This is a genomic window from Lelliottia sp. AC1, assembly GCF_023278595.1.
Classification (GTDB): Bacteria; Pseudomonadota; Gammaproteobacteria; order Enterobacterales; family Enterobacteriaceae; genus Enterobacter; species Enterobacter nimipressuralis.
The window spans coordinates 2,272,374-2,294,658 of record NZ_CP025699.1 but is presented as its reverse complement, the minus strand read 5'-3'; the positions used below and the strand labels follow the sequence as shown (position 1 = coordinate 2,294,658).

The 22,285-nt window shown below is 56.0% G+C and carries 20 protein-coding genes; 7 read left to right on the top strand and 13 right to left on the bottom strand.

Translation table 11 applies throughout. The features are described from left to right. Nucleotides 1–25: 25 nt before the first annotated feature. The gene (locus C0560_RS10905) at nucleotides 26–1,417 is read right to left on the bottom strand and encodes a NarK family nitrate/nitrite MFS transporter (RefSeq protein WP_248858512.1); all 1,392 of its coding nucleotides are present in this window, start codon (nucleotides 1,415–1,417) and stop codon (nucleotides 26–28) included. 210 nt (nucleotides 1,418–1,627) lie between these two features. Then, entirely contained in the window at nucleotides 1,628–2,194 is a 567-nt protein-coding gene (locus C0560_RS10900; RefSeq protein ID WP_123427848.1) for a TetR family transcriptional regulator, read from the bottom strand. A 115-nt stretch (nucleotides 2,195–2,309) separates the two neighbouring features. Between C0560_RS10900 and C0560_RS10895 the strand changes: the two genes are divergently transcribed. Then, entirely contained in the window at nucleotides 2,310–3,797 is a 1,488-nt protein-coding gene (locus C0560_RS10895; RefSeq protein WP_123427850.1) for an MFS transporter, read from the top strand. A 45-nt stretch (nucleotides 3,798–3,842) separates the two neighbouring features. Here the strand turns inward: C0560_RS10895 and C0560_RS10890 are convergent, their stop codons facing one another. Genes C0560_RS10890 through C0560_RS10860 form a run of 7 tightly spaced genes read right to left on the bottom strand, consistent with a single transcriptional unit; the run spans nucleotide 3,843 to nucleotide 10,292 of the window. After that, nucleotides 3,843–5,069, bottom strand: a complete 1,227-nt coding sequence (locus C0560_RS10890; RefSeq protein ID WP_248858511.1) for a Zn-dependent hydrolase — start codon at nucleotides 5,067–5,069, stop codon at nucleotides 3,843–3,845. Continuing rightward, nucleotides 5,066–5,548 (bottom strand): L-2-amino-thiazoline-4-carboxylic acid hydrolase, encoded by a 483-nt coding sequence (locus C0560_RS10885; RefSeq protein ID WP_100780087.1) that lies wholly within the window; start codon nucleotides 5,546–5,548, stop codon nucleotides 5,066–5,068. The genes C0560_RS10890 and C0560_RS10885 overlap by 4 nt, the downstream gene beginning before the upstream one ends. Before the next feature lie 17 nt (nucleotides 5,549–5,565). Next, nucleotides 5,566–6,723 (bottom strand): branched-chain amino acid ABC transporter substrate-binding protein, encoded by a 1,158-nt coding sequence (locus C0560_RS10880; protein WP_102103765.1) that lies wholly within the window; start codon nucleotides 6,721–6,723, stop codon nucleotides 5,566–5,568. A 27-nt stretch (nucleotides 6,724–6,750) separates the two neighbouring features. Continuing rightward, on the bottom strand, nucleotides 6,751–7,470 hold the full coding sequence (locus tag C0560_RS10875) for an ABC transporter ATP-binding protein (protein WP_123427855.1): 720 nt from the start codon (nucleotides 7,468–7,470) through the stop codon (nucleotides 6,751–6,753). After that, a complete protein-coding gene (locus tag C0560_RS10870; RefSeq protein WP_100780091.1) occupies nucleotides 7,463–8,230 on the bottom strand; it encodes an ABC transporter ATP-binding protein in 768 nt (255 codons plus the stop codon). The genes C0560_RS10875 and C0560_RS10870 overlap by 8 nt, the downstream gene beginning before the upstream one ends. Continuing rightward, nucleotides 8,227–9,333, bottom strand: a complete 1,107-nt coding sequence (locus C0560_RS10865; protein WP_123427857.1) for a branched-chain amino acid ABC transporter permease — start codon at nucleotides 9,331–9,333, stop codon at nucleotides 8,227–8,229. The genes C0560_RS10870 and C0560_RS10865 overlap by 4 nt, the downstream gene beginning before the upstream one ends. 8 nt (nucleotides 9,334–9,341) lie before the next feature. Then, a complete protein-coding gene (locus tag C0560_RS10860; protein ID WP_107703530.1) occupies nucleotides 9,342–10,292 on the bottom strand; it encodes a branched-chain amino acid ABC transporter permease in 951 nt (316 codons plus the stop codon). A 171-nt stretch (nucleotides 10,293–10,463) separates the two neighbouring features. On the opposite strand from C0560_RS10860, the gene C0560_RS10855 reads away from it, so the two are divergent. Continuing rightward, nucleotides 10,464–11,402 (top strand): LysR substrate-binding domain-containing protein, encoded by a 939-nt coding sequence (locus tag C0560_RS10855; RefSeq protein WP_100780093.1) that lies wholly within the window; start codon nucleotides 10,464–10,466, stop codon nucleotides 11,400–11,402. Here the strand turns inward: C0560_RS10855 and C0560_RS10850 are convergent. The 3 genes from C0560_RS10850 to yddG all read right to left on the bottom strand — a co-directional run bounded on the left by C0560_RS10850 (nucleotide 11,392) and on the right by yddG (nucleotide 14,487). Continuing rightward, nucleotides 11,392–11,832: a GFA family protein gene (locus tag C0560_RS10850; protein ID WP_248858510.1), complete on the bottom strand. Its 441-nt coding sequence runs from the start codon at nucleotides 11,830–11,832 to the stop codon at nucleotides 11,392–11,394. The genes C0560_RS10855 and C0560_RS10850 overlap by 11 nt on opposite strands. Before the next feature lie 79 nt (nucleotides 11,833–11,911). Further along, on the bottom strand, nucleotides 11,912–12,985 hold the full coding sequence (gene ompC / locus C0560_RS10845) for a porin OmpC (protein ID WP_100780096.1): 1,074 nt from the start codon (nucleotides 12,983–12,985) through the stop codon (nucleotides 11,912–11,914). Between the two features lie 623 nt (nucleotides 12,986–13,608). After that, nucleotides 13,609–14,487: an aromatic amino acid DMT transporter YddG gene (gene yddG, locus C0560_RS10840; RefSeq protein WP_123427861.1), complete on the bottom strand. Its 879-nt coding sequence runs from the start codon at nucleotides 14,485–14,487 to the stop codon at nucleotides 13,609–13,611. 221 nt (nucleotides 14,488–14,708) lie between these two features. Here yddG and fdnG point away from each other — a divergent pair, with 221 nt between their 5' ends. Genes fdnG through fdnI form a run of 3 tightly spaced genes read left to right on the top strand, consistent with a single transcriptional unit; the run spans nucleotide 14,709 to nucleotide 19,301 of the window. Further along, nucleotides 14,709–17,756, top strand: coding sequence for a formate dehydrogenase-N subunit alpha (gene fdnG / locus C0560_RS10835; protein ID WP_248858509.1), 3,048 nt, complete (start codon nucleotides 14,709–14,711; stop codon nucleotides 17,754–17,756). Between the two features lie 11 nt (nucleotides 17,757–17,767). Next, a complete protein-coding gene (gene fdxH, locus C0560_RS10830) occupies nucleotides 17,768–18,652 on the top strand; it encodes a formate dehydrogenase subunit beta (RefSeq protein WP_248858508.1) in 885 nt (294 codons plus the stop codon). After that, the gene (fdnI, locus tag C0560_RS10825) at nucleotides 18,645–19,301 is read left to right on the top strand and encodes a formate dehydrogenase-N subunit gamma (RefSeq protein ID WP_100780102.1); all 657 of its coding nucleotides are present in this window, start codon (nucleotides 18,645–18,647) and stop codon (nucleotides 19,299–19,301) included. The genes fdxH and fdnI overlap by 8 nt, the downstream gene beginning before the upstream one ends. Before the next feature lie 84 nt (nucleotides 19,302–19,385). Here fdnI and ppk2 read toward each other — a convergent pair whose 3' ends face one another. After that, nucleotides 19,386–20,204: a polyphosphate kinase 2 gene (gene ppk2, locus C0560_RS10820; RefSeq protein WP_107703536.1), complete on the bottom strand. Its 819-nt coding sequence runs from the start codon at nucleotides 20,202–20,204 to the stop codon at nucleotides 19,386–19,388. A 143-nt stretch (nucleotides 20,205–20,347) separates the two neighbouring features. On the opposite strand from ppk2, the gene C0560_RS10815 reads away from it, so the two are divergent. Together C0560_RS10815 and araJ are read left to right on the top strand one after the other, a co-directional pair. Next, nucleotides 20,348–20,989, top strand: a complete 642-nt coding sequence (locus C0560_RS10815) for a Qnr family pentapeptide repeat protein (protein WP_100780104.1) — start codon at nucleotides 20,348–20,350, stop codon at nucleotides 20,987–20,989. A 120-nt stretch (nucleotides 20,990–21,109) separates the two neighbouring features. After that, nucleotides 21,110–22,285 carry an MFS transporter AraJ gene (araJ, locus tag C0560_RS10810; RefSeq protein ID WP_100780105.1) on the top strand — a complete coding sequence of 392 codons (1,176 nt, stop codon included), beginning with the start codon at nucleotides 21,110–21,112 and terminating at the stop codon, nucleotides 22,283–22,285.

Genomic DNA, 22,285 nt, shown 5'->3' with positions numbered 1-22,285 from the left:
CTCACAAAAGTGTTGAACGGAATAGTTATGATTTGACGTGTTTCTGCCGACGGCCATACACCAGCCAGGTGACAAACACGCAGACGATATAGAACACCAAAAAGACCTTCATCGCGCCGACGGGGGAACCGGTCATCGCCAGCGAGGTACCGAAGGCTTTAGGAATGAAAAAGCCGCCGACCGCGCCGATGGCGGAGATAAACCCGAGCGCCGCCGCGGTATCAGACACCGCTTCCTGCTGGGCTTGCTCTTCCGAGCCGCCGCGCAGTTTGACGTTATATATTGTGATCTGGCGGAAGATCACCGCGATCATCTGGAAGGTGGAGCCGCTGCCTAAACCGGCGGTCAGGAACAGGCCCATAAACACCAGATAGAAGGCGGTGAAATTGCCGGAACCGGAGCCGGGGAGCGTCAGGAACAGCAGGGCGCTGAAGGCGGCCATCAGGATAAAGTTCACCAGCGTTACGCGCACACCGCCGAGTTTGTCCGACACCACGCCACCCGCCGATCGCGCCAGCGCTCCGATCAACGGGCCAAAGAAGGCGAGGTGGAGAATGTTCACATCAGGGAACTGGGTTTTGGCGAGCATCGCAAAGCCTGCGGAGAAACCAATAAAAGAGCCAAACGTCGCCAGATAGAGCAGGCTTAGCAACCACAGGTGCGGCTGTTTCAGCACCGGCAACTGGCTGGCAATCGAGGCTTTCGAGCTGGCAATATCGTTCATGCCGAAAAAGGCGGCGAGAGTGGCAATAATCAGTAGCGGCACCCAGATCCACGCGGCGTTAGCCAGCGACAGCACAGAACCGTCATCCTGCGGTACGCCATGGACGCCGAGAAACGCAAACATCGGCAGGAAGATCACCGCCGGAGCCACCATTTGCATCACGCTGACGCCGAGATTACCCAGCCCCCCGTTAATGCCCAGCGCGCTGCCTTGTTTTGCTTTCGGGAAGAAAAAGCTGATGTTGCCCATGCTGGAGGCAAAGTTCGCGCCGGCAAATCCGCACAGCAGGGCGATGATGATAAACACCCAGTAGGGCGTGGCGCTATTCTGCACGGCGATCCCCAGCCACACGCAAGGAATAATCAGAATAACGGTGCTTAATATTGTCCAGTAACGTCCGCCAAATATCGGCACCATAAAGGAATAGGGCACGCGTAATATTGCACCAGAAAGAGAAGGTAAAGCGGTTAACATGAAAAGCTGATCGGTGGTGAAATTAAAGCCGACTTTATTGAGATTGACCGCAACCGCGCTGAATAACATCCACACGCAGAAGGCCAGTAGCAGACAAGCGACGGATATACAAAGATTGCGTCGCGCGATGTGTTTACCTTTATTCTCCCAAAATGCCGCGTTTTCCGGTTTCCAGTTATTTAAAAGATAATGATTATTCTTCTCACTTTGTTGTGACATATCGCCCTCGTACTTACCCGTAAAAACAGAAAAGAGAAGTGAAAACAGTCAGATGGATGACGTTATACGATTAAGGTTTTTGGAATTATTCAGATGCTTCTGAAAGGATAGATAAGAAAGCGAATCCCTGAGTTTACGAGAGGAGAGATGATTCGCTTTATGTGTTACTAATTGTAAAAAATCGCGGTTTTGAATACTCAATTAGGAGTATTAAAACAATTCCAGAGAAATTAATTTATCAAGATGTTTATTAAATGCGTCGTCATCCATTTCGGGCATATTTAACACGTAGATACCGTCCAGTCCGCAGACTAAACCTATCAATCGCCAGGCGATATTTTCGGGGCGGTCTGAGAGTGTAAATACCTTTTCTTCGGCACCCTGACGGATAATGGCGACGGTATCCTGATGCCACATTTCCATGGTCATCACATAGGCGCTTTTAATGTCCGGATCGCGGCTCGCGAGGATCTGCGCTTCCCGCCACAGACGAATATAAGGCTCGAACATACCCTCATCGCTGCCGAGCATGGCGCGCAGACGATGGCGACAGTCGCCCACCACCTCGGCATCGAGCAGTTCGCGGATCAGACGCACGAAGGCCAATGCTTTCAGCTCTCCGGCGCTGGCGAAATGGTGATGGACCTGGCCGGAGGCAATACCCGCTTCGCCTGCAATGCGCCGCACCGTCATGGCGCTGAACCCTTCGTTTAACGCGACGCGCATCGCGGCCTGCAGGATATCTTCCCGCCGTTCATCCTTGCTCAAATAGCTCATGTTCTCTCACTCTCAATGGCGACGAAACGAGTGTAACAAAAAGCTGGACACGCGTTCAACTTTCCGTAGGATCGCATCCTGGACACGTGTCCAGATTAGTGTGAAAGGGAAATTTATGTTTCAAAGGTGGTTAGCGTTAGTGATTATCGTGCTGGTGTATATTCCGGTCGCGATTGACGCAACGGTACTGCATGTGGCCGCGCCAACGCTGAGTATGACGCTCGGGGCCAGCGGTAACGAATTGCTGTGGATTATTGATATTTACTCGCTGGTGATGGCGGGCATGGTGCTGCCGATGGGCGCGCTCGGGGATCGTATCGGCTTTAAAAAGCTGCTGATGCTCGGCAGTATCCTGTTCGGACTGTCGTCACTGGCGGCCGCGTTTGCCCCGTCCGCGGCATGGCTGATTGCCGCCCGCGCGACGCTGGCGATTGGTGCGGCGATGATTATCCCGGCGACGCTTGCGGGGATCCGCACGCTGTTTGTCGAAGCGCGTCATCGCAATATCGCGTTAGGTGTCTGGGCTGCGGTCGGTTCCGGCGGAGCGGCGTTTGGCCCGCTGGTGGGCGGCCTGCTGCTGGAGCACTTCTACTGGGGATCGGTATTTTTGATCAACGTGCCGATCGTGGTGATCGTGGTGGCACTGGCGGCGCGTTTTGTGCCGAAACAGCAGGGACGCCCGGAGCAGACGCTGAACATTTCGCACGCGTTAATGCTGATCGTGGCAATTCTGCTGCTGGTTTACAGCGCGAAAACGGCGCTGAAGGGCACACTTTCACCGGCTATCGTGGCGACAACGTTGCTCACAGGTGCGGTGATGCTGTTCATCTTCGTGCGTATTCAGCTGCGAGCCAGCAAACCGATGATCGACATGCGCCTGTTCTGCCATCGCATTATTTTGAGCGGCGTGGTGATGGCGATGACTGCGATGATCGCGCTGGTGGGCTTTGAACTGCTGATGGCGCAGGAGCTGCAGTTTGTGCACGGTTTTACGCCGTTTGAGGCGGGCATGTTTATGTTGCCGCTGATGGTCGCCAGCGGTTTCAGCGGGCCGATTGCGGGCGTGCTGGTCGGAAAACTCGGGTTGCGGCTGGTCGCGGCAGGCGGCATGGGGCTAAGCGCGGTGAGCTTTATCGGGCTGTCGATGCTCGATTTCAGCACTCAGCAGTGGCAGGCATGGAGCCTGATGGTGCTGCTCGGTTTTAGCGCCGCGAGTGCGCTGCTGGCATCGACTTCCGCGATCATGGCCGCCGCGCCGAAGGAAAAAGCGGCCGCGGCAGGGGCTATCGAAACAATGTCCTACGAGTTAGGCGCGGGTCTTGGGATCGCGATTTTTGGCCTGATGCTTACCCGCAGCTTCTCGGCCTCTATCGAGCTGCCGCAAGGGCTGAGCGCCACGCTTGCCGACAAAGCCTCTTCGTCGATTGGTGAAGCGGTCAAAGTTGCGCAAGAACTTACGCCGACGCTGGCAGACGCGACGATTGAAGCCGCTAAAGCCGCGTTTATCACCTCGCACAGCGTCGCCCTTGGCAGCGCCGGTGCCATGCTGATGATACTGGCGTGCGGGATATGGTTTAGTCTGGCGAGGGTGGAGCAGAAGTAAAAAACGCCCGGTAGCGTTGCGCTTACCGGGCATTTTTTTGGCGAATCATTTCTCCTGTGCCGCACTCAGTACACTGTGCAACAGGACATTCGCCCCTTTCTTAGACCACTCCGGCAGAATGTTTTCCGCTTCGTTGTGGCTGATGCCTTTTTCGCAGGGAATAAAGATCATGCTGGCCGGGGCGATTTTGCTGATATAGCAGGTGTCGTGCCCGGCGCCGGAGACCATCGCTTTTGATGAATAGCTGAGGGCTTCGACCGCTTTTTCACTGCGCATAAGACACTGCTCGTCGAAGGCGATAGGCGCGTAGTCGAAGATTCGTTCGACCTTTGCCGTAACCCCTCGTGTGGCGAGACCTTGCGCCGCCTCACGCAGCGCGGCTTCCATCGCTTCCAGCACGTCGCTTTGCGGATGGCGGAACTCCACGCTGCACACCACACGCGACGGGACGACGTTGCGCGAATTTGGGGTTATCTGCGCCATGCCGATGGTCGCGCGGCCGTCCGGTTTGTGCTGATAACCAATCTCTTCAACCATCAGCGCCAGTTCAGCGAAGGCGGTTAACGCATCGCGACGGCTGTGCATCGGCGTCGTCCCTGCGTGCGCGGCAAAACCGTCCAGCGTCAGGGTAAACCAGCGCTGGCCCATCGCGGCGCGCACCAGTCCGATATCGATAGCCTCATCTTCCAGAATCGGTCCCTGTTCGATATGCAGTTCATAGCAGGCGTGAAGCGGAAACGCGCGCGCAGGCACGGTGCCGCGATAGCCGATAGCCTCCAGCGCTTCGCCTACCGTTATGCCTGCGTTATCCGTACGGGCGAGGGCGTATTCTTCGCTAAATTGCCCGGACCAGACGCCGGATGCCAGCATCGCCGGGGCGAAACGCGCGCCTTCTTCGTTCGTCCAGTTCACCAGCACGATGTCGCGCTCGGTTTCCACGTGATGATCGTTGAGGGTGCGCAGAACTTCCAGCCCGGCCAGCACGCCGTAGATCCCGTCGTAATTTCCGCCCAGCGGCTGGGAATCCACATGCGAGCCGGTCATCACCGGTGGCAGGGCGCGGTTTTTCCCGGCGCGGCGAATAAACATGTTGCCCATGCTGTCGACGTCGCAGGTAAAACCCGCTTCCCGCGCCCAGTCGCGCAGCAGGTTGCGGGCAATGCGATCTTCGTCGCTCAGCGCCAGACGCGTTACGCCACCGGCGGGCGTGCCGCCGATCTGCGCCATCATCCCGAGCGTGGACCAAAGCCGCTGCGCATCGATGTGGATCATGCTTTGTCCTTTTTCGTGTGGTAGCGGAAATCACAGCATTTTCCGCCCTGCATGATGGTGGTGGTGCGCGTCAGTTCGACGTCAGGCGCGTAGCCGACGATGAATTTCTCATCGCGGGCGCACGACAGCAGGTGACCGATCTCGCCCAGCCCCATTTCGTGATACATCTCGGCATAACGACAGCGGGTGACGTTATAGTTGTACTGCTGGTCGTCGGCGTCGATCACTTTCACGTCCAGCGCGTTGTCTTTCTCCCAGAGATATTGCAGGGCGATAAAACTCTTCACATCCGCGCCGTTCGGCTCCTGACGGGCAAAATGTGCCCCCGCGTCAATCGCCGCCTGTTCGATGGCTTCCCCAATTACCGCCTGGGCGCGGGCTTTCCCTATCTCGCGCACCAGGATTTCGTAAATAGGTTTAATAATTTCTGCTTCTATTTTGCGGCGGGCGAGAATGCCCAGCTCATTGTTATCACTCATCACATTGCCTCACTGCGTTACTTCGTTTTTGCGCCGCCCAGAACGGTTTGCGGCTGCCATTTGCCATCGACCACTTTGTAGACGGTAAAGGACGGGGATTTCAGATTGCCCTGTGCGTCAAAGGCGATCTGTCCGGTGACACCGGAATAGCTGATGGCGCGCAGGGCGGGCAGATATTCAGCCGGATCGACAGAGTTGGCTTTTTCCATGGCGGCAACCAGCACGCGGGTGGCGTCATAGGCGAACGGCGCATGCAGTTCGATATGGGTGTGGTAGCGCGACTGATATGCCTGCTCAAAGGCTTTACCGCCCGGCATCTGATCGACCGGCAGACCTGGCTCCAGCGCGACAACACCTTCGCCTTCTTTCTGTGCCAGCTGCAGGAACGTCTGGCTGACAAAACCGCCTGCGCCCATCAGCGTGGCGTTCATGCCCAGCTGTTTGATACGACGCGCCAGCGGAGCGGCCTGGCTATCGACACCGCCGAAGAACACCAGATCGGCGTTTTTGCTGCGAATGGCGGTTAAAACGGCGCTAAAGTCCACGGTTTTATCGTCAACGTACTGGCGGTCGACGATCTTCACACCCTGCGCGTCCAGCGATTTGATAAATTCATCCGCCAGCCCCTGGCCGAACGCGGTACGGTCGTCGATCACCGCAATGCGTTTGGCTTTCAGTGTTTTCACCGCGTATTCGCCGGCGAACTGACCACCGTCATCGTCGTGGCCCATCACGCGGAAACTGGTGTCAAAACCCTGTTTGGTATAGGCGTGGCCGGTGGCGACGGGCGCTACCTGGGCGATACCGGCGTCGTGATACACCCGCGCTGCGGGAATGCTGGTGCCGGTATTCCAGTGGCCGACTACGCCCGCGACGCCGCTATCGACCAGACGCTGAGCAACAGCCACCGCGGTGCGCGGATCGGACTGGTCATCTTCGGACTGCAGTTTAAAGGTCACGGCTTTGCCGCCGATGGTTGGATGCTGTTTGTTGATATCGTCAATCGCCAGCTGTGCGCCGTTCTCCAGATCTTTGCCGATACGTGCCGACGGGCCGGTGAGCGGGCCTGCAAGGCCGATGACCACGGTTTCGCTTTCCGCCGCCCATGACGCGGAAGAGGCAAAACCACTGAGCAGAAGAGCGGCGCTGAGCGCACTGATTTTTACGGTTTTCATTATATTTCCCTGGTGTTGGTTGGTGTGTTAAACGGGCATTTCGCCCAAATAAATTTGTGCAATCTGATCGTCATTGAGCATCGCTTTCGAGTCGCCGTGATGCACAATGCTGCCGCTGTCCATCACCCAGGCGCTATCCGTCACTTCCAGCGCCAGCCGGGCGTTTTGTTCGATCAGCAGCAGGGCCACGCCGCGCTCACGCAGCCCTTTGATTACCTGAAAAATATTTTCGACCATCTTCGGTGCCAGCCCCATGGACGGCTCATCGAGAATCAGCAGGCGCGGCTGGCTGAGCAGGGCGCGGTTCAGCGCCAGAAGCTGCTGTTCACCGCCCGAAAGCAGCCCGGCGAGCTGATGTTGACGCTCACCGAGGCGCGGGAAACGGTCGAAAATCTCGTCCATTTCGGCTTTCACATTGGCCGTGTCGCGCCGCAGCCAGGCTCCCATCTGTAAATTCTCCAGCACCGTCATGCGCGCAAAGATGCCGCGACCTTCCGGAACCATCACCAGCCCGTCGCGAAGCAGTGCTTCGGCTTTGCGTTTACGCACCGGCTGGCCGTTAAACGCAATAGTGCCGCCGAAGTTCTCCAGCCCGGTGATGGCGCGTACGGTTGAGCTTTTTCCCGCGCCGTTAGCGCCAATCAGCGTCGCTTGTTCGCCTTTTTGCAGGCTGAACGACACATCGCGTACCGCCTGAATCCCGCCGTAATGCACGTCCAGACGTTCGACTTTCAGTAACTCAGACATGGGCGTTGCCTCCAAGCCAGGCGGCGATCACCGCCGGGTCACGCCGAACGGTGTCGGGTGTGCCGACGGCCAGCGTTTTGCCGTAATCAAGCACCGTCAGGCGATCGCAGATACCCATCACCAGCTTCACGTCGTGCTCAATCATCAGCAGGGTTTTGCCATCGTCACGAATGCGGATGAGCAGTTCGCCAAGGGCGTTTTTCTCAGCCGCATTCATGCCAGCGGCCGGTTCGTCGAGGGCCAGCAGCAGCGGGTCGGTCGCCAGCGCGCGGGCGATTTCCAGCCGACGCTGATGCCCGTAGGCCAGATCGCAGGCGCGATAATGGGCGAATCTGGCGATACCGGTGTACTCCAGCCAGTGCCAGGCCAGCTCGCGGGTTTGCGCTTCTTCGGCGCGCGCCCGTTTGTGACGCGTAAGCGCGGCCCACAGGCCGTTGCGGGTGCGCACATGGCGCCCGACCATCACGTTTTCCAGTACCGACATCTCATTAAACAGACGCACGTTCTGGAACGTGCGGGCGATCCCGGCAGCCGTTACTTTGTCGATCTGCTTCGGAAAATAGGGCTTATCGGCAATCGAAAACTCGCCGCTGTCCGCCGGATACAGACCGGTAATGAGGTTAAAACAGGTGGTTTTCCCTGCGCCGTTAGGGCCGATCAAACCGTAGATTTCGCCCTGATTGATGGAGAGCGAAACATCGTCCACGGCGGTCAGGCCGCCAAAGCGTTTAGACATATTGCGAACGGTGAGCAGGCTCATGCCTTGACCTCCTTGTGGCGAACCGGCCAGATCCCGGATGGGCGCAGCAGCATCACCAGCACCAGCGCCAGGCCGTAGAACAGCTGACGCAGGATTTCCGGGTCGATCAGCACGGTGCCGAACAGTGCCTGCTGAACGGGCGCGGCCTGGCTGCGCAGGATCTCCGGCAGGGCGGTGAGCAGCACTGCGCCGAGGATCACGCCGGGGATGTGGCCCATCCCGCCGAGCACCACCATCGCCAGCACGGCAATGGATTCCTGAAGGGTGAAGGATTCCGGCGACACGAAGCCCTGGAATGCGCCAAACAGCGCTCCCGCCACGCCGCCAAAAGAGGCACCCATCGCAAAGGCCAGCAGTTTGTAGTTACGCACGTTGATGCCCATCGCGCGGGCCACGTCTTCGTCTTCACGAATGGCGTGCCATGCGCGGCCAATGCGCGAATGTTGCAGGCGCAGGCAGACAAAAATAATCAGCACGATCACCAGCATCAGCAGGTAATACCACAGCCACAGGGCCGGGACTTTCATGCCAAACCAGTGGTATACGCCGCTGAACTTCAGGCCAAACAGATTGAGCGTATCGACGCCGGTAATGCCTTTTGCGCCGTTGGTGATGTTCACCGGACGGTCGAGGTTACGCATCAGAATGCGGATGATCTCTCCAAAACCGAGGGTGACAATCGCCAGATAATCGCCGCGCAGTTTGAGCGTGGGCGCGCCCAGAATAATCCCGCACACCGCCGCGACCAGCGCCGCCAGCGGAATAATCAGCAGATAAGAGGTGTGCAGCCCGTCCGGGAACCAGACGGCGAGAAGAGGGAACGTCTCCAGCAGATGCGGGGACGCCAGCAGTGCTGCAAGATAGGCGCCGACGGCATAAAACGCGATGAAGCCCATATCCAGCAGGCCGGTGTAGCCCACGACGATGTTCAGCCCGAGCGCCAGCATGATGTACAGCAGAGCGAAGTCGATCACGCGCACCCAGTAGTTGCCGCCGAGCTGGCTTGCCACCACGGGAGCAATCAGCAGGGCGAGGACGAACAGGGTCATGCCGGACCAGAAGCGGCGCTGTGAGACGGGTGCCTGTAATGATGTTGTTGTCATAGTTTTCCCTACGCCCTGTGCGCCACGCGTTCGCCCAGCAGACCGGCCGGGCGGAACACCAGCACCAGAATCAGCACGATGAACGCAAAGACGTCCTGGTAGTTGCTGCCAAACACGCCGTGGGTGAGTTCACCCAGATAGCCCGCGCCCAGCGATTCAATGATCCCAAGCAGGATCCCGCCGATCATCGCACCGCGAATATTGCCGATGCCGCCCAGAACCGCGGCGGTGAACGCTTTAATGCCGGGCAAAAAGCCCATCGAGAAACTGGCGTTGCCGTAGTTACTCGCCATCATTACGCCTGCGAGCGCGGCGAAGATGCCGCCGATGGCGAAAGTCAGCGTGATAATGGCGTTGGGATTGACCCCCATCAGCGTGGCCACGCGCGGGTTTTCCGCCACCGCGCGCATCCCGCGCCCGAGACGGGTGTATTCCACAAGCAGCCACAGGCCGATCATCACCGCCAGTGCCAGCGATACCGTGACAATGCCGGTGACGGTAATGATCGCCGGGGGATGGTTCGCACTGCCGGAGGTGACGGCAATCGCGTCCATCGGCAGGATTTGTGGGAACATCAGCGGGTTGCGGCTCCAGATAATCATCGCCACGGTTTGCAGTAACACGGAAACGCCGATCCCGGAGATCAGCGGTGCCAGACGCGGCGCGTTGCGCAGGCGTCGATAGGCGAAGCGCTCCACGGCCATCGCCAGCAGGGCGCAGACCGCCATGGCGACAACCAGCGCGAAGCCGAGCTGTAGCAGCTGTGGCATATGCGGGAAGGTGCTGTTCAGCGCGTTCAGGGCCGACAGCGTGGTAAGCGCGCCGACCATCAAAATGTCGCCGTGGGCAAAGTTAATGATGCGCAAAATGCCATACACCATGGTATAGCCCAGCGCGATCAGCGCGTAGATGCTGCCCAGCATCACGCCATTAATCAGTTGTTGTATCAGTGTGTCCAACGTTATTACCCGACAGATTGCTCTTTCAGCGGGTAACATCCAATAATTGAATTAAATTGTAAAATACGCATATATTATTTCTTATGATAATTCGAGATTGATTTATCGCGATGATTTTAAAGAGAATAGTTAAACGTCATCTGAGCGAAATTACAGCCCTAAAATCAACATATGAATAAAACAGAACAATCACTGCAGCTGCCTGCCTATGCCGAAAGCCGTCTGGCGAACGATCCGCCCCTGCGTGCCGTGCGCGCCTTTGAGGCGATTGCCCGGCTGGGGAGCGTGACGCTGGCCGCGCAGGAGATGGCGATCTCGCCGTCTGCCGTTAGCCATCAGCTCAAGGTGCTGGAAGGGTATCTGCAAATGCCGCTCACAGAGCGCCAGGGGCGCAGGCTGGTCCTGAGCCAGCAGGGACGCGACTATTACCGCTCTATTCGCGCGGCGTTCAACGTGCTGCGTCAGGCGACGGAGCACCTGGTGGAGCAGGCCCAGACCCGTCAGGTGACCATCAGCCTGATTCCGCTGTTCGGCATGGGCTGGTTTATTCCGCGCCTGCCTGCGTTTATGCGCGCCAATCCGCAGACGGAAATTAACGTGGTGTATGCCAACCATCGCAACTATCTGAGCGATGCGTCGGATATGTCGATTCGCTTTGGTAACGGCCAGTGGGCGGGGTATCAGAGTGAAAAACTGATTTCAGGCCAGATGGTGCCGGTGTGCAGCCGGGCGTTTTTACGCGTTCACGGCCATATGGATACGCCGGAACAACTGCTCCAGATGCCCCTGCTGCACGATGAAGAGCGCAGCACCTGGCAGCAGTGGTTTATCCAGCAGGGCGTTAAACGGCCTGCGCGCAAGAGCGGCCCGCTGTTTGAGGATGGCTTACTGACGCTGGCGGGTGTGCAGGCCGGACTGGGCTGCGCGTTAATGCGCGAGCCGCTGATCGCGCCCTATCTGGAGAGCGGCGAGCTGGTGAAAATCTTTGATGCGCCAATCGATGACGGGCGCGATTATTATCTGTGCGTCCGTCAGGATTCGGATATGACCGAAGATGGCAAGTTGCTGCAAGCCTGGCTCAGGCGCGCGGCGGTCAGCGCTACGGTGTAAACGAGCAGTTTTTATCCTGCGCTTCGATCTCGGTGCCGCTGAATCGGGCGTATTGTCCGGTGAGTCGCCAGAACGCAGGCTGCGTTTCGGTGTAGATCTCGGCGGCCAGAACCAGGCGACGGCGTTCATCTTCACTCAGCTCAAGCAGCGTCCAGGGGACAAAATAGCGGCCAGTGGGGGTAAGCTCAAACCACAGCGGGCAGCCGCAGCCGGGGCAGAACCAGCGTTCGCCGCGCACAGACGACGAGAAGTGCGAAGGGGAGATCGAACCGTCTTCCACGATGGGTTCGCCCTGAGTTTCCAGATACATCGCGATGCCGCCCGACCATTTCTGACACATCGTACAGTGACAGGCGTAGACGTCGAGGGCCTCGATGTTGACGCTAAAGTGGCTCATTCCACACAGGCAGCGTCCGGTATAGAGGTGCATGGCGTACTCCTTTATCACGCCAGTGGACTGCGATAAAAAAAGCCAGCCACGAGGGCTGGCTTTTTTAACAGACAAACACTTAGAACTGGTAAGTCAGACCCAGTGCAACGATGTTGTCAGTGCTCACACCAGCAGCTTTGGTGAAGGCATTGTCGTCAACCAGGTTGATTTTGTAGTCAACGTAGGTGGACATGTTTTTGTTGAAGTAGTAAACGGTACCGACTTCAATGTATTTCACCAGATCCTGGTCACCGTAAGAACCGATGTCCTTACCTTTGGACTGCAGGTATGCCAGGGAAGGACGCAGACCGAAGTCGAACTGGTACTGAGCAACCGCTTCGAAGTTCTGAGTTTTGTTCGCAATGTAACCGTCACCGAAGTTGGTCATGTTGCGGGTTTCAGAATAGGTGGTTGCCAGGTAGATGTTGTTCGCATCGTATTTCAGGCCAGCAGCCCAAACTTCTGCGTTTTCGCCGCCTGCGTTCAGGTTGCTTGCAGCGCGAACCTGGTTGTCAGTACGGTCAGATTTCGCATAGGTCGCACCCACGCCGAAACCGTCGATTTCATAGGTAGAAGACAGACCCCAGCCATCGCCGTTCGCGGTGGTGATATCACGGTCGTCGTTTTTACCCTGGTACTGTGCAGCAAAGTTCAGACCATCAACCAGACCGAAGAAGTCTGCGTTACGGTAGGTTGCAACACCGGTAGTACGGCCAGTCATGAAGCCGTCAGTCTGAGTCCAGGTGTCTCCGCCGTATTCTGGCAGAACGTCGGTCCATGCGCCGATGTCGTAGGCTACGCCGTAGTTACGACCGTAGTCGAAAGAACCAAATTCGTTGAATTTCAGGCCCGCGAACGCCAGACGAGTTTTGTTGCCTTTGTCGCCGTTGGATTCGTCGTTGTTGCCTTTGAACTCATATTCCCACTGACCGTAACCGGTCATCTGGTCGTTGATCTGAGTTTCGCCTTTGAAGCCCAGACGCACGTAAGTTTTGTCGCCGTCGTTGCCAGCGTCGTCAGAGAAGTAGTGCAGACCTGTTACTTTACCGTACAGATCCAGTTTGTTACCGTCTTTGTTAAAGACTTCAGCCGCGTTTACCGCGCCTGCAGCCAACAGAGTAGTCACTGCCACTGCAACTAATTTAAGTTTCATTTTAATAATCCTTATAATTTTCTTTTGGGCATTTCCTGAGCCATTAATAAACGATTTCTAAACGAGGTCGTTCGTCAATGGCATGCTATTTTTAGAAATGTTGTAGCCGCATTTCAATAATAAGTTTCAATTTATTGCTGATAATTTCAATTAGTGTGACCGGTATCTGATAAAACGGCCAATATTCCGCAAATTTGATTATTTATTATTCGCTAATTGAGTGTTTTCTAATATTTATAGTTATTGCCAATATAATTATCGATGGTTTTAATTTCATTGCGAAATTAAGCGTAATTATAGATGAATTACCGCAATTTAATGAAGGGTGATAACGAAGAATCAAACAGTTATGAGACATTTGCTGTGAGAACAGGCGAGCATTACTGAAATATTCAGTCATAAACTATTGCGTGTTCGGCTATATCCAGGGCGATTAATAGCCATTTATTAATCCCAGAGGGGTGTCAGTTTATGTCAATAAGAATGTAAGAAGACGTTACGAGCGCGGGGAATATAAACAGAGATTAAATGTAAACACTATGTGAAAAATAGATAATGTGACGCAAGATCACATTTTATTTGTGCAGATAAAACAGAAGGGGGAGATTTCCCCCTAAATAGAATTATTTTCGGGTGGCGTACCAGCACAGCAGCGAGCCTGCGCAGACCATTAACGCCCCTTGCCAGAAGGAAAAAGAGAGCGGGGCGTTAAGCAGAACAGCCGCCAGCGCCGCGGACAGCACCGGGGTGAAATAAGAGACGGTGGCGAGCACAGAAACATTGCCATGCAGAATGCCGATATTCCACGCCGCATAGCCAAATCCGAGGGCAATTCCGCACATGAGCAGTTTGATCACCACCGGCACGCTGAATATCATTTCCGGCTGATCGCTGAACAGATATTTCAGCCACAGCGCCAGCGCGGTGAGTAACACGAACAGCGTAATGCCGTTCTGTCCTTTAGCGTATTTGCTGGTAACAGTGCAGTATGCCGCCCAGATAAACGCGCCAGCAAACGCCAGCCCATAGCTCAGCGGGTTGGAGATCACATTGGCGGTTATTTCGTCGATATGCAGACCCTTCTCACCGCCTAATACCCAGCAGACACCGAACAAGGCCAGCAATAATCCCGGCACAATCCACAGAGTCGATTTCTGCCCATTGAACAAAATGGCAAACACAATCGTCAGGCTCGGCCAGAGATAATTCACCATCCCCACTTCGATAGCCTGATGACGGTTACTGGCGTAGCCCAGCGAAAGGGCGAGACATATTTCATAGCTCACAAACAGCACGCTGCCGGCAATAAGATAGCGCGGTGAGAAGCGTCTGATAGTCGGGAATCCCACGGTGACTAAACAGAGTAAACCGCTGAGGGTGTAGATCATTGCCGCACCACCGACAGGCCCCAGTCCTTCGCTCACGCCGCGAATTAATCCCACCATGGTGCTCCACAGCACAATCGCGGCCAGCCCAATCAATGTTGCTCTTTTTCTGTCCATTGCTTTCCCAAACGCCAACGAAATTCAGGGGCAAATTTATAGCACTCTTTCCCGCGTTTTCGCGAATCAATCTACAAACCGCTAATCCCAAAGGGTTAAGCAAAGCCGCCAGAGCGGACTATTTAGGGGGCGAAGATCGAGGAGATTGATTTGACGCAAAAAAATCAGGGGCTTTGCTGCTAGTTTGCGGCGCGAGTCTCCTACAGATAACGAGGACAGCAATGGACGTCAGCCGCAGAAAGTTTTTTAAAATCTGCGCGGGCGGTATGGCCGGAACAACAGCTGCTGCGTTGGGCTTTATGCCTAAACTCGCGCTGGCTCAGTCGCGTAACTATAAACTGATGCGCGCCAAAGAGATCCGTAACACCTGCACATACTGCTCCGTGGGATGCGGGCTATTGATGTATAGCCTGGGCGATGGCGCGAAAAACGCCAAAGAAGCGATTTACCATATTGAAGGGGATCCGGATCATCCGGTGAGCCGTGGGGCACTTTGCCCGAAAGGCGCGGGCCTGCTGGATTATGTCCACAGCGACAACCGCCTGCGTTACCCGGAATACCGCGCGCCTGGCTCTGATAAATGGCAGCGCATATCCTGGGACGATGCCTTTACCCGCATCGCCAAATTAATGAAAGACGACCGTGACGCCAATTTCGTTGAAAAGAACGAGCAGGGCGTGACCGTGAACCGCTGGCTTTCCACCGGGATGCTCTGCGCATCTGCGGCAAGTAATGAAACCGGCATGCTGACGCAAAAATTTGTGCGCTCACTTGGCATGCTGGCCGTCGATAACCAGGCGCGCGTCTGACACGGACCAACGGTAGCAAGTCTTGCTCCAACATTTGGTCGCGGTGCGATGACCAACCACTGGGTTGATATCAAAAACGCCAACGTCGTGGTGGTGATGGGCGGTAACGCCGCTGAAGCCCATCCAGTGGGATTCCGCTGGGCGATGGAAGCGAAAAATAACAACGATGCGACGCTAATCGTCGTCGACCCGCGCTTTACGCGTACGGCATCGGTGGCGGATATCTATGCGCCGATTCGTTCCGGTACGGACATCACGTTCCTGTCTGGCGTGCTGCTGTATCTGATTGAAAACAACAAGATCAACGCCGAATACGTTAAACACTATACCAACGCGAATCTGCTGGTGCAGGACGACTTTGCCTTTGATGACGGGCTTTTCAGCGGCTATGACGCTGAAAAACGTCAGTACGACAAATCCTCCTGGAACTATCAGTTCGATGAAAACGGTTTTGCGAAACGCGATGAAACCCTCACCGATCCGCGCTGCGTATGGAACTTGCTGAAACAGCACGTTTCTCGCTACACGCCGGACGTGGTGGAAAACATCTGCGGAACGCCGAAAGCGGACTTCCTGAAAGTGTGCGAAGTGCTGGCCTCGACCAGTGCGGCCGATCGCACCACCACGTTCCTGTATGCGCTGGGCTGGACGCAGCACACCGTTGGTGCGCAGAACATCCGTACCATGGCGATGATTCAGCTGTTGCTCGGCAACATGGGGATGGCGGGCGGCGGCGTGAATGCCTTGCGCGGACACTCCAATATTCAGGGGTTAACGGATCTGGGGCTGCTCTCCACCAGCCTGAGCGGCTATCTGACGCTGCCGTCGGAAAAACAGACCGATCTGCAGACCTATCTCGCGGCCAACACGCCAAAAGCGACACTGCCGGAGCAGGTGAACTACTGGAGCAACTATCCGAAGTTCTTCGTCAGCCTGATGAAGTCTTTCTACGGCGATGCGGCGCAGAAAGAGAACGACTGGGGCTTTGAGTGGTTGCCGAAATGGGACCAGGCCTACGACGTCATCAAGTATTTCAACATGATGGATAAGGGCAACGTCACAGGCTACATCTGCCAGGGCTTTAACCCGGTGGCCTCTTTCCCGGATAAAAACAAGGTCGTGCGCAGCCTCAGTAAGCTGAAGTACATGGTGGTGATCGATCCGCTGGTGACGGAAACCTCTAACTTCTGGCAGAACCACGGCGAGATGAACGATGTTGATACCGCGTCGATTCAGACCGAAGTCTTCCGTCTGCCGTCGACCTGTTTCGCGGAAGAAGATGGCTCCATCGCCAACTCTGGCCGCTGGCTTCAGTGGCACTGGAAAGGCCAGGATGCACCGGGCGAAGCGCGTAACGACGGCGAAATTCTGGCCGGTATTTACCATCGTCTGCGCGAGATGTACGCCCAGTCAGGTGGTAAAGGGGCGATACCGCTGCTGAAAATGCGCTGGGATTACAAGCAGCCGGACCATCCGGAATCGGAAGAGGTCGCGAAAGAGAACAACGGCTATGCGCTGGAAGATCTGTATGACGCCAACGGCAATCTGCTGGCGAAAAAAGGTCAGCTGCTGAACAGCTTTGCGCTGCTGCGCGATGACGGTTCAACGGCCTCCTCCTGCTGGATCTACACAGGAAGCTGGACCGAGCAGGGCAACCAGATGGCCAACCGCGATAACGCCGATCCGTCAGGACTGGGCAATACGCTTGGCTGGGCCTGGGCGTGGCCGCTCAACCGTCGCGTGCTCTACAACCGTGCATCGGCGGATATTAACGGCAAGCCGTGGGATCCGAAACGCAAACTGATCGCGTGGAACGGTACGAAGTGGGCGGGGAACGATATCCCGGACTTCAACACCGCACCGCCGGGCAGTGCGACCGGGCCGTTTATCATGCAGCCAGAAGGGCTGGGGCGTCTGTTTGCGCTCGATAAGCTGGCAGAAGGGCCATTCCCGGAGCACTACGAACCGATGGAGACGCCGCTCGGCACCAATCCGCTGCATCCGAACGTGGTTTCCAGCCCGGTGGTTCGCCTGTATGAAGACGACGCGCTGCGCCTGGGTAAGAAAGATAAGTTCCCGTACGTCGGGATCACCTATCGTCTGACCGAGCATTTCCACACCTGGACCAAACACGCGCGGCTCAACGCCATCGCGCAGCCGGAACAGTTTGTCGAAATCAGTGAAACCCTGGCGCGCTCGAAAGGCATCACCAACGGCGATCGCGTGAAGGTCAGCAGCAAACGCGGCTTTATTCGCGCGGTGGCGGTGGTTACGCGTCGTCTGCAGACGTTGCACGTCAACGGCCAGCAGGTCGAGACCGTGGGCATTCCGCTGCACTGGGGCTTTGAAGGGGTGGCGCAAAAAGGCTATCTCGCCAACACCCTGACGCCAAACGTCGGCGATTCCAACTCGCAAACGCCGGAATATAAAGCGTTTCTGGTCAACATCGAGAAAGCGTAAGGAGCGATTCAATGGCTATGGAAACACAAGACATTATCAAACGCTCCGCGACCAACGGCATGACTCCCGCGCCTCGTGCGCGGGACTATAAAGCAGAAGTCGCCAAGCTGATTGATGTCTCTTCCTGCGTGGGCTGCAAAGCCTGCCAGGTGGCCTGTTCGGAGTGGAACGACATCCGCGATGACGTCGGGCACTGCGTGGGCGTTTACGATAATCCGGCGGATCTCAGCGCCAAATCCTGGACGGTAATGCGTTTTAGCGAAACCGATCAGAACGGCAAGCTGGAGTGGTTGATTCGTAAAGACGGCTGTATGCACTGCGAGGATCCGGGCTGCCTGAAGGCATGCCCGTCCGCCGGGGCGATTATTCAGTACGCCAACGGGATCGTCGATTTTCAGCAGGATAACTGCATCGGCTGCGGCTACTGTATTGCCGGCTGTCCGTTCAACGTGCCGCGTCTGAACAAAGAGGATAACCGGGTATACAAATGTACCCTCTGCGTGGATCGGGTCAGCGTCGGGCAGGAGCCTGCCTGCGTAAAAACCTGTCCGACCGGGGCAATTCATTTCGGTACCAAGAAAGAGATGCTCGAGGTGGCGCAGGAACGCGTCGATAAGCTCAAAGCACGCGGATATGACCACGCGGGGATTTACAACCCGCAGGGCGTCGGCGGGACGCATGTGATGTACGTTCTGCATCACAACGACCAGCCAGAGCTGTATCACAATCTGCCTAAAGATCCGGCGATTGATACCTCCATCAACCTGTGGAAAGGAGCGCTCAAACCGCTCGCGGCGGCCGGATTTATCGCCACCTTTGCCGGTTTGATTTACCACTACATCGGTATCGGGCCAAACAAAGAGGTGGATGGCGACGAGGATGAACATCATGAGTAAGTCGAAGATGATTGTGCGCACCAAGTTTGTCGACCGCGCCTGTCACTGGACGGTGGTCATTTGCTTCTTTCTGGTGGCCGTGTCCGGGATCTCTTTCTTCTTCCCGACGCTGCAGTGGCTGACGGAAACCTTCGGGACGCCGCAGATGGGCCGAATTCTGCACCCGTTCTTTGGCGTGCTGATTTTCGTGGTGCTGATGTTTATGTTCGTGCGCTTTGTGCATCACAACATCCCGGATAAGCAGGATATTCCGTGGGTGAAAGGGATTGTCGAAGTGCTGAAAGGCAACGAGCACAAAGTCGCGAAAGTGGGCAAGTACAACGCCGGACAGAAAATGATGTTCTGGACCATCATGAGCATGATTTTTGTGCTGCTGGTGACCGGGGTGATTATCTGGCGTCCCTATTTTGCCCATTATTTCCCGATTCAGGTGATTCGCTACAGCCTGCTGATCCATGCGACCGTCGCCATCATTCTGATCCATGCCATCCTGATTCATATGTATATGGCTTTCTGGGTGAAAGGATCGATTAAAGGGATGATCGAAGGGAAGGTAAGCCGCCGCTGGGCGCAAAAACACCATCCGCGCTGGTATCGTGATGTCGAAAGACTGGAAGCGAAAAAAGAGAGCACGGAAGGGATGAAGTAACCTCATGCGCCGTCGGTATTTGCCGGCGGCGCTGCGTTTGTGCAGTCCTGGGGCAGGTGTTTTATCGGTTGCCCCGGGCGCTTTTCAGAACCGCTCGGCAATATAGCGGAACGGATAATCCGTCGGTTTTACTTTACCCACTTTACGCTTCGGCAGTTTTACCGGCTCGACGGGCAGGGTTTTGTAGGGGATTTGCGACAGCAAATGCGAGATGACATTCAGTCGCACCCGTTTTTTATCCTCGGATCGAGCGACAAACCACGGCGCCCAGGCGGTATCGGTGGCGGCAAACATCGCATCGCGCGCTTCGGTGTATTTATCCCACAGTCTGAACGATTTGATGTCCATCGGTGACAGCTTCCAGGTTTTACGCCCGTCATCAATACGATCCCGCAGGCGGCGCTCCTGCTCTTTGGGCGTCACTTCGAGCCAATACTTGATCAGAATGATCCCCGCATCCACCATCGCCCGTTCCATGGTCGGCGTGCCATCCAGAAACTTTTGCACCTGTTCAGGCGTACAAAAGCCCATGACGCGTTCAACGCCCGCACGGTTGTACCAGCTGCGATCGAAAATCACGATTTCTCCCGCCGAGGGCAGATGCGGCACGTAGCGCTGGAAATAGAGCTGACTTTTCTCTTTCTCTGTCGGCGCGGGCAGCGCAACGACGCGAAACACACGGGGGCTGACGCGCTCGGTGATGGCTTTAATCGTTCCGCCTTTGCCTGCACCGTCGCGGCCTTCAAACACCACGCAGACTTTTAGCCCTTTACTGACAACCCACTGCTGAAGCTTGACCAGCTCAACGTGCAGACGCCGCAGCTCCTTTTCGTATGCCTTCTCTTTCAGCGGTTCGCGTTTCACATTTTCCGCCGGGCTTTTCGCTTTCTTGATGTTTCCCATGGCAATCCTCTTCGACAGAAGGGAGGGTAAGAACACTTTGAAGTGTAATCGTGCTCGCAAATCCTCGCGGGAATTATTTACACAACACCATGGGATCGGGTTAGAATACGGCATTACTGTATATAAAAACAGGTGGTCGTAAAATGTTGACGCTGGACGGGGTAAGAATTGGCAAAAACCAGTTTACGGGCGAGAAAATTGAGAACGGGACATTTCGCCACTGCGACTTTTCCGGCGTCGATCTGACCGGCACGGAATTTATCGGCTGTCAGTTTTACGATCGCGAAAGCCAGCAGGGCGGGAATTTTTCTCGCGCTACGCTGAAAGACGCCATTTTCAAAAATTGCGATTTAACGATGGCCGATTTCAGGAACGCCAGCGCGCTGGGGATTGAAATCCGTGAGTGCCGCGCGCAGGGCGCAGACTTTCGCGGCACCAGCTTTATGAACATGATCACCTCCCGCAGCTGGTTTTGCAGCGCGTACATCACCAAAAGCAATCTCAGCTACGCCAACTTTTCCAAAGTGGTGCTCGAAAAATGCGAGCTGTGGGAAAACCGCTGGAACGGCGCGCAGATCCTCGGCGCAACGTTTAGCGGCTCCGATCTGTCGGGCGGGGAGTTTTCGTCATTCGACTGGCGGGCGGTTAACGTCACCCATTGCGATCTGACCAATTCTGAACTCGGCGATCTGGACGTGCGCGGCGTCGATTTGCAGGGGGTGAAGCTCGATAGCTATCAGGTTGCGCAAATTATGGAACGCCTGGGCGTCGCGATTATCGGTTAAGGATATTCACAAGCCAGACCGAATGAATGGATTAACGTGTCAGAGCGCCAATTGGAACTGGCTCACCATACCCGTTTGTTCAATAATGGCTGTTGCAAATTTTTAACAAATGGCTGTGGTATGAAAAAAACCGTTTTTTCACTGGCGCTGGGTACTTTTGGACTGGGCATGGCCGAGTTTGGCATCATGGGCGTGCTGACCGAGCTGGCGCACGATACCGGCATTTCGATCCCCTCTGCCGGGAGCATGATTTCGTACTACGCCTTTGGCGTGGTCATTGGCGCGCCGATCATCGCGCTGTTTTCAAATAAGTTCTCGCTAAAGACGGTTCTGCTTTTTCTGGTCGCCCTGTGCGTGGTCGGAAACGCCATTTTTACCTTCTCAACGTCCTATTTCTGGCTGGCCATCGGGCGGCTGGTGTCCGGCTTTCCGCACGGGGCCTTCTTCGGCGTCGGGGCGATCATCCTTTCAAAGATAGCACCGCCGGGAAAAGTCACCCTCGCCGTATCGGGGATGATTGCCGGAATGACGGTCGCCAATCTGGTGGGGGTTCCGCTCGGCACCTGGCTTGGGCATGAATATAACTGGCGCTACACCTTCTTTCTGATCGCGGCGTTTGACGCGCTGGTGATCCTCTCGGTCATTTTCTGGGTGCCGACTCTGTACGATAAAACCGAAACCCGACTCACGGAACAATTTCACTTTTTGAAGAAACCGGAACCCTGGCTGATTTTTGCCGCGACGATGTTCGGTAATGCCGGAGTCTTCGCATGGTTCAGTTTTGTGAAGCCGTTTATGGTCAACGTCTCCGGCTTCTCCGCCGGATTTATGACCGTTATCATGATGCTGATGGGGCTGGGCATGGTGCTGGGTAATCTGCTCAGCGGCAAACTTTCCGGTCGTTACAGCCCGCTGCGCATTGCGGCGACCACCGATCTGGTGATCGTGGTGTCGCTGTTGATGCTGTTTGCCTTCGGTGAAAATCAGGCTGCGTCTCTGGTGATGGGCTTTATCTGCTGCGCGGGGCTGTTCGCGCTGTCGGCACCGCTGCAAATTATGCTGCTGCAAAATGCGCAGGGCGGCGAGCTGCTGGGTGCGGCAGGCGGGCAGGTGGCCTTTAATCTTGGCAGTGCGATTGGGGCGTATTTCGGCGGGATGATGATCGTTCTCGGCTACAGCTGGAGCTATGTGACGTTACCGGCGGCGCTCCTCTCATTCGCCGCCATGTCATCGCTGCTGCTGTATGGCCGTCAGAAAGCCAAACGGGCGGAGGCTAACGCCAGCGCGTTAGCCTGA

Excerpts from the sequence above, each read along its gene's own strand:
- C0560_RS10865 (WP_123427857.1), bottom strand. The coding sequence starts at position 9,333 with ATGACAACAACATCATTACAGGCACCCGTCTCACAGCGCCGCTTCTGG.
- C0560_RS10900 (WP_123427848.1), bottom strand. The coding sequence starts at position 2,194 with ATGAGCTATTTGAGCAAGGATGAACGGCGGGAAGATATCCTGCAGGCC.
- ppk2 (WP_107703536.1), bottom strand. The coding sequence starts at position 20,204 with ATGGGAAACATCAAGAAAGCGAAAAGCCCGGCGGAAAATGTGAAACGC.
- C0560_RS10895 (WP_123427850.1), top strand. The coding sequence starts at position 2,310 with ATGTTTCAAAGGTGGTTAGCGTTAGTGATTATCGTGCTGGTGTATATT.
- yddG (WP_123427861.1), bottom strand. The coding sequence starts at position 14,487 with ATGGACAGAAAAAGAGCAACATTGATTGGGCTGGCCGCGATTGTGCTG.
- C0560_RS10905 (WP_248858512.1), bottom strand. The coding sequence starts at position 1,417 with ATGTCACAACAAAGTGAGAAGAATAATCATTATCTTTTAAATAACTGG.
- C0560_RS10885 (WP_100780087.1), bottom strand. The coding sequence starts at position 5,548 with ATGAGTGATAACAATGAGCTGGGCATTCTCGCCCGCCGCAAAATAGAA.
- fdnI (WP_100780102.1), top strand. The coding sequence starts at position 18,645 with ATGAGTAAGTCGAAGATGATTGTGCGCACCAAGTTTGTCGACCGCGCC.
- C0560_RS10855 (WP_100780093.1), top strand. The coding sequence starts at position 10,464 with ATGAATAAAACAGAACAATCACTGCAGCTGCCTGCCTATGCCGAAAGC.
- fdxH (WP_248858508.1), top strand. The coding sequence starts at position 17,768 with ATGGCTATGGAAACACAAGACATTATCAAACGCTCCGCGACCAACGGC.
- C0560_RS10870 (WP_100780091.1), bottom strand. The coding sequence starts at position 8,230 with ATGAGCCTGCTCACCGTTCGCAATATGTCTAAACGCTTTGGCGGCCTG.
- C0560_RS10875 (WP_123427855.1), bottom strand. The coding sequence starts at position 7,470 with ATGTCTGAGTTACTGAAAGTCGAACGTCTGGACGTGCATTACGGCGGG.
- C0560_RS10880 (WP_102103765.1), bottom strand. The coding sequence starts at position 6,723 with ATGAAAACCGTAAAAATCAGTGCGCTCAGCGCCGCTCTTCTGCTCAGT.
- C0560_RS10850 (WP_248858510.1), bottom strand. The coding sequence starts at position 11,832 with ATGCACCTCTATACCGGACGCTGCCTGTGTGGAATGAGCCACTTTAGC.
- ompC (WP_100780096.1), bottom strand. The coding sequence starts at position 12,985 with ATGAAACTTAAATTAGTTGCAGTGGCAGTGACTACTCTGTTGGCTGCA.
- C0560_RS10890 (WP_248858511.1), bottom strand. The coding sequence starts at position 5,069 with ATGATCCACATCGATGCGCAGCGGCTTTGGTCCACGCTCGGGATGATG.
- araJ (WP_100780105.1), top strand. The coding sequence starts at position 21,110 with ATGAAAAAAACCGTTTTTTCACTGGCGCTGGGTACTTTTGGACTGGGC.
- C0560_RS10815 (WP_100780104.1), top strand. The coding sequence starts at position 20,348 with ATGTTGACGCTGGACGGGGTAAGAATTGGCAAAAACCAGTTTACGGGC.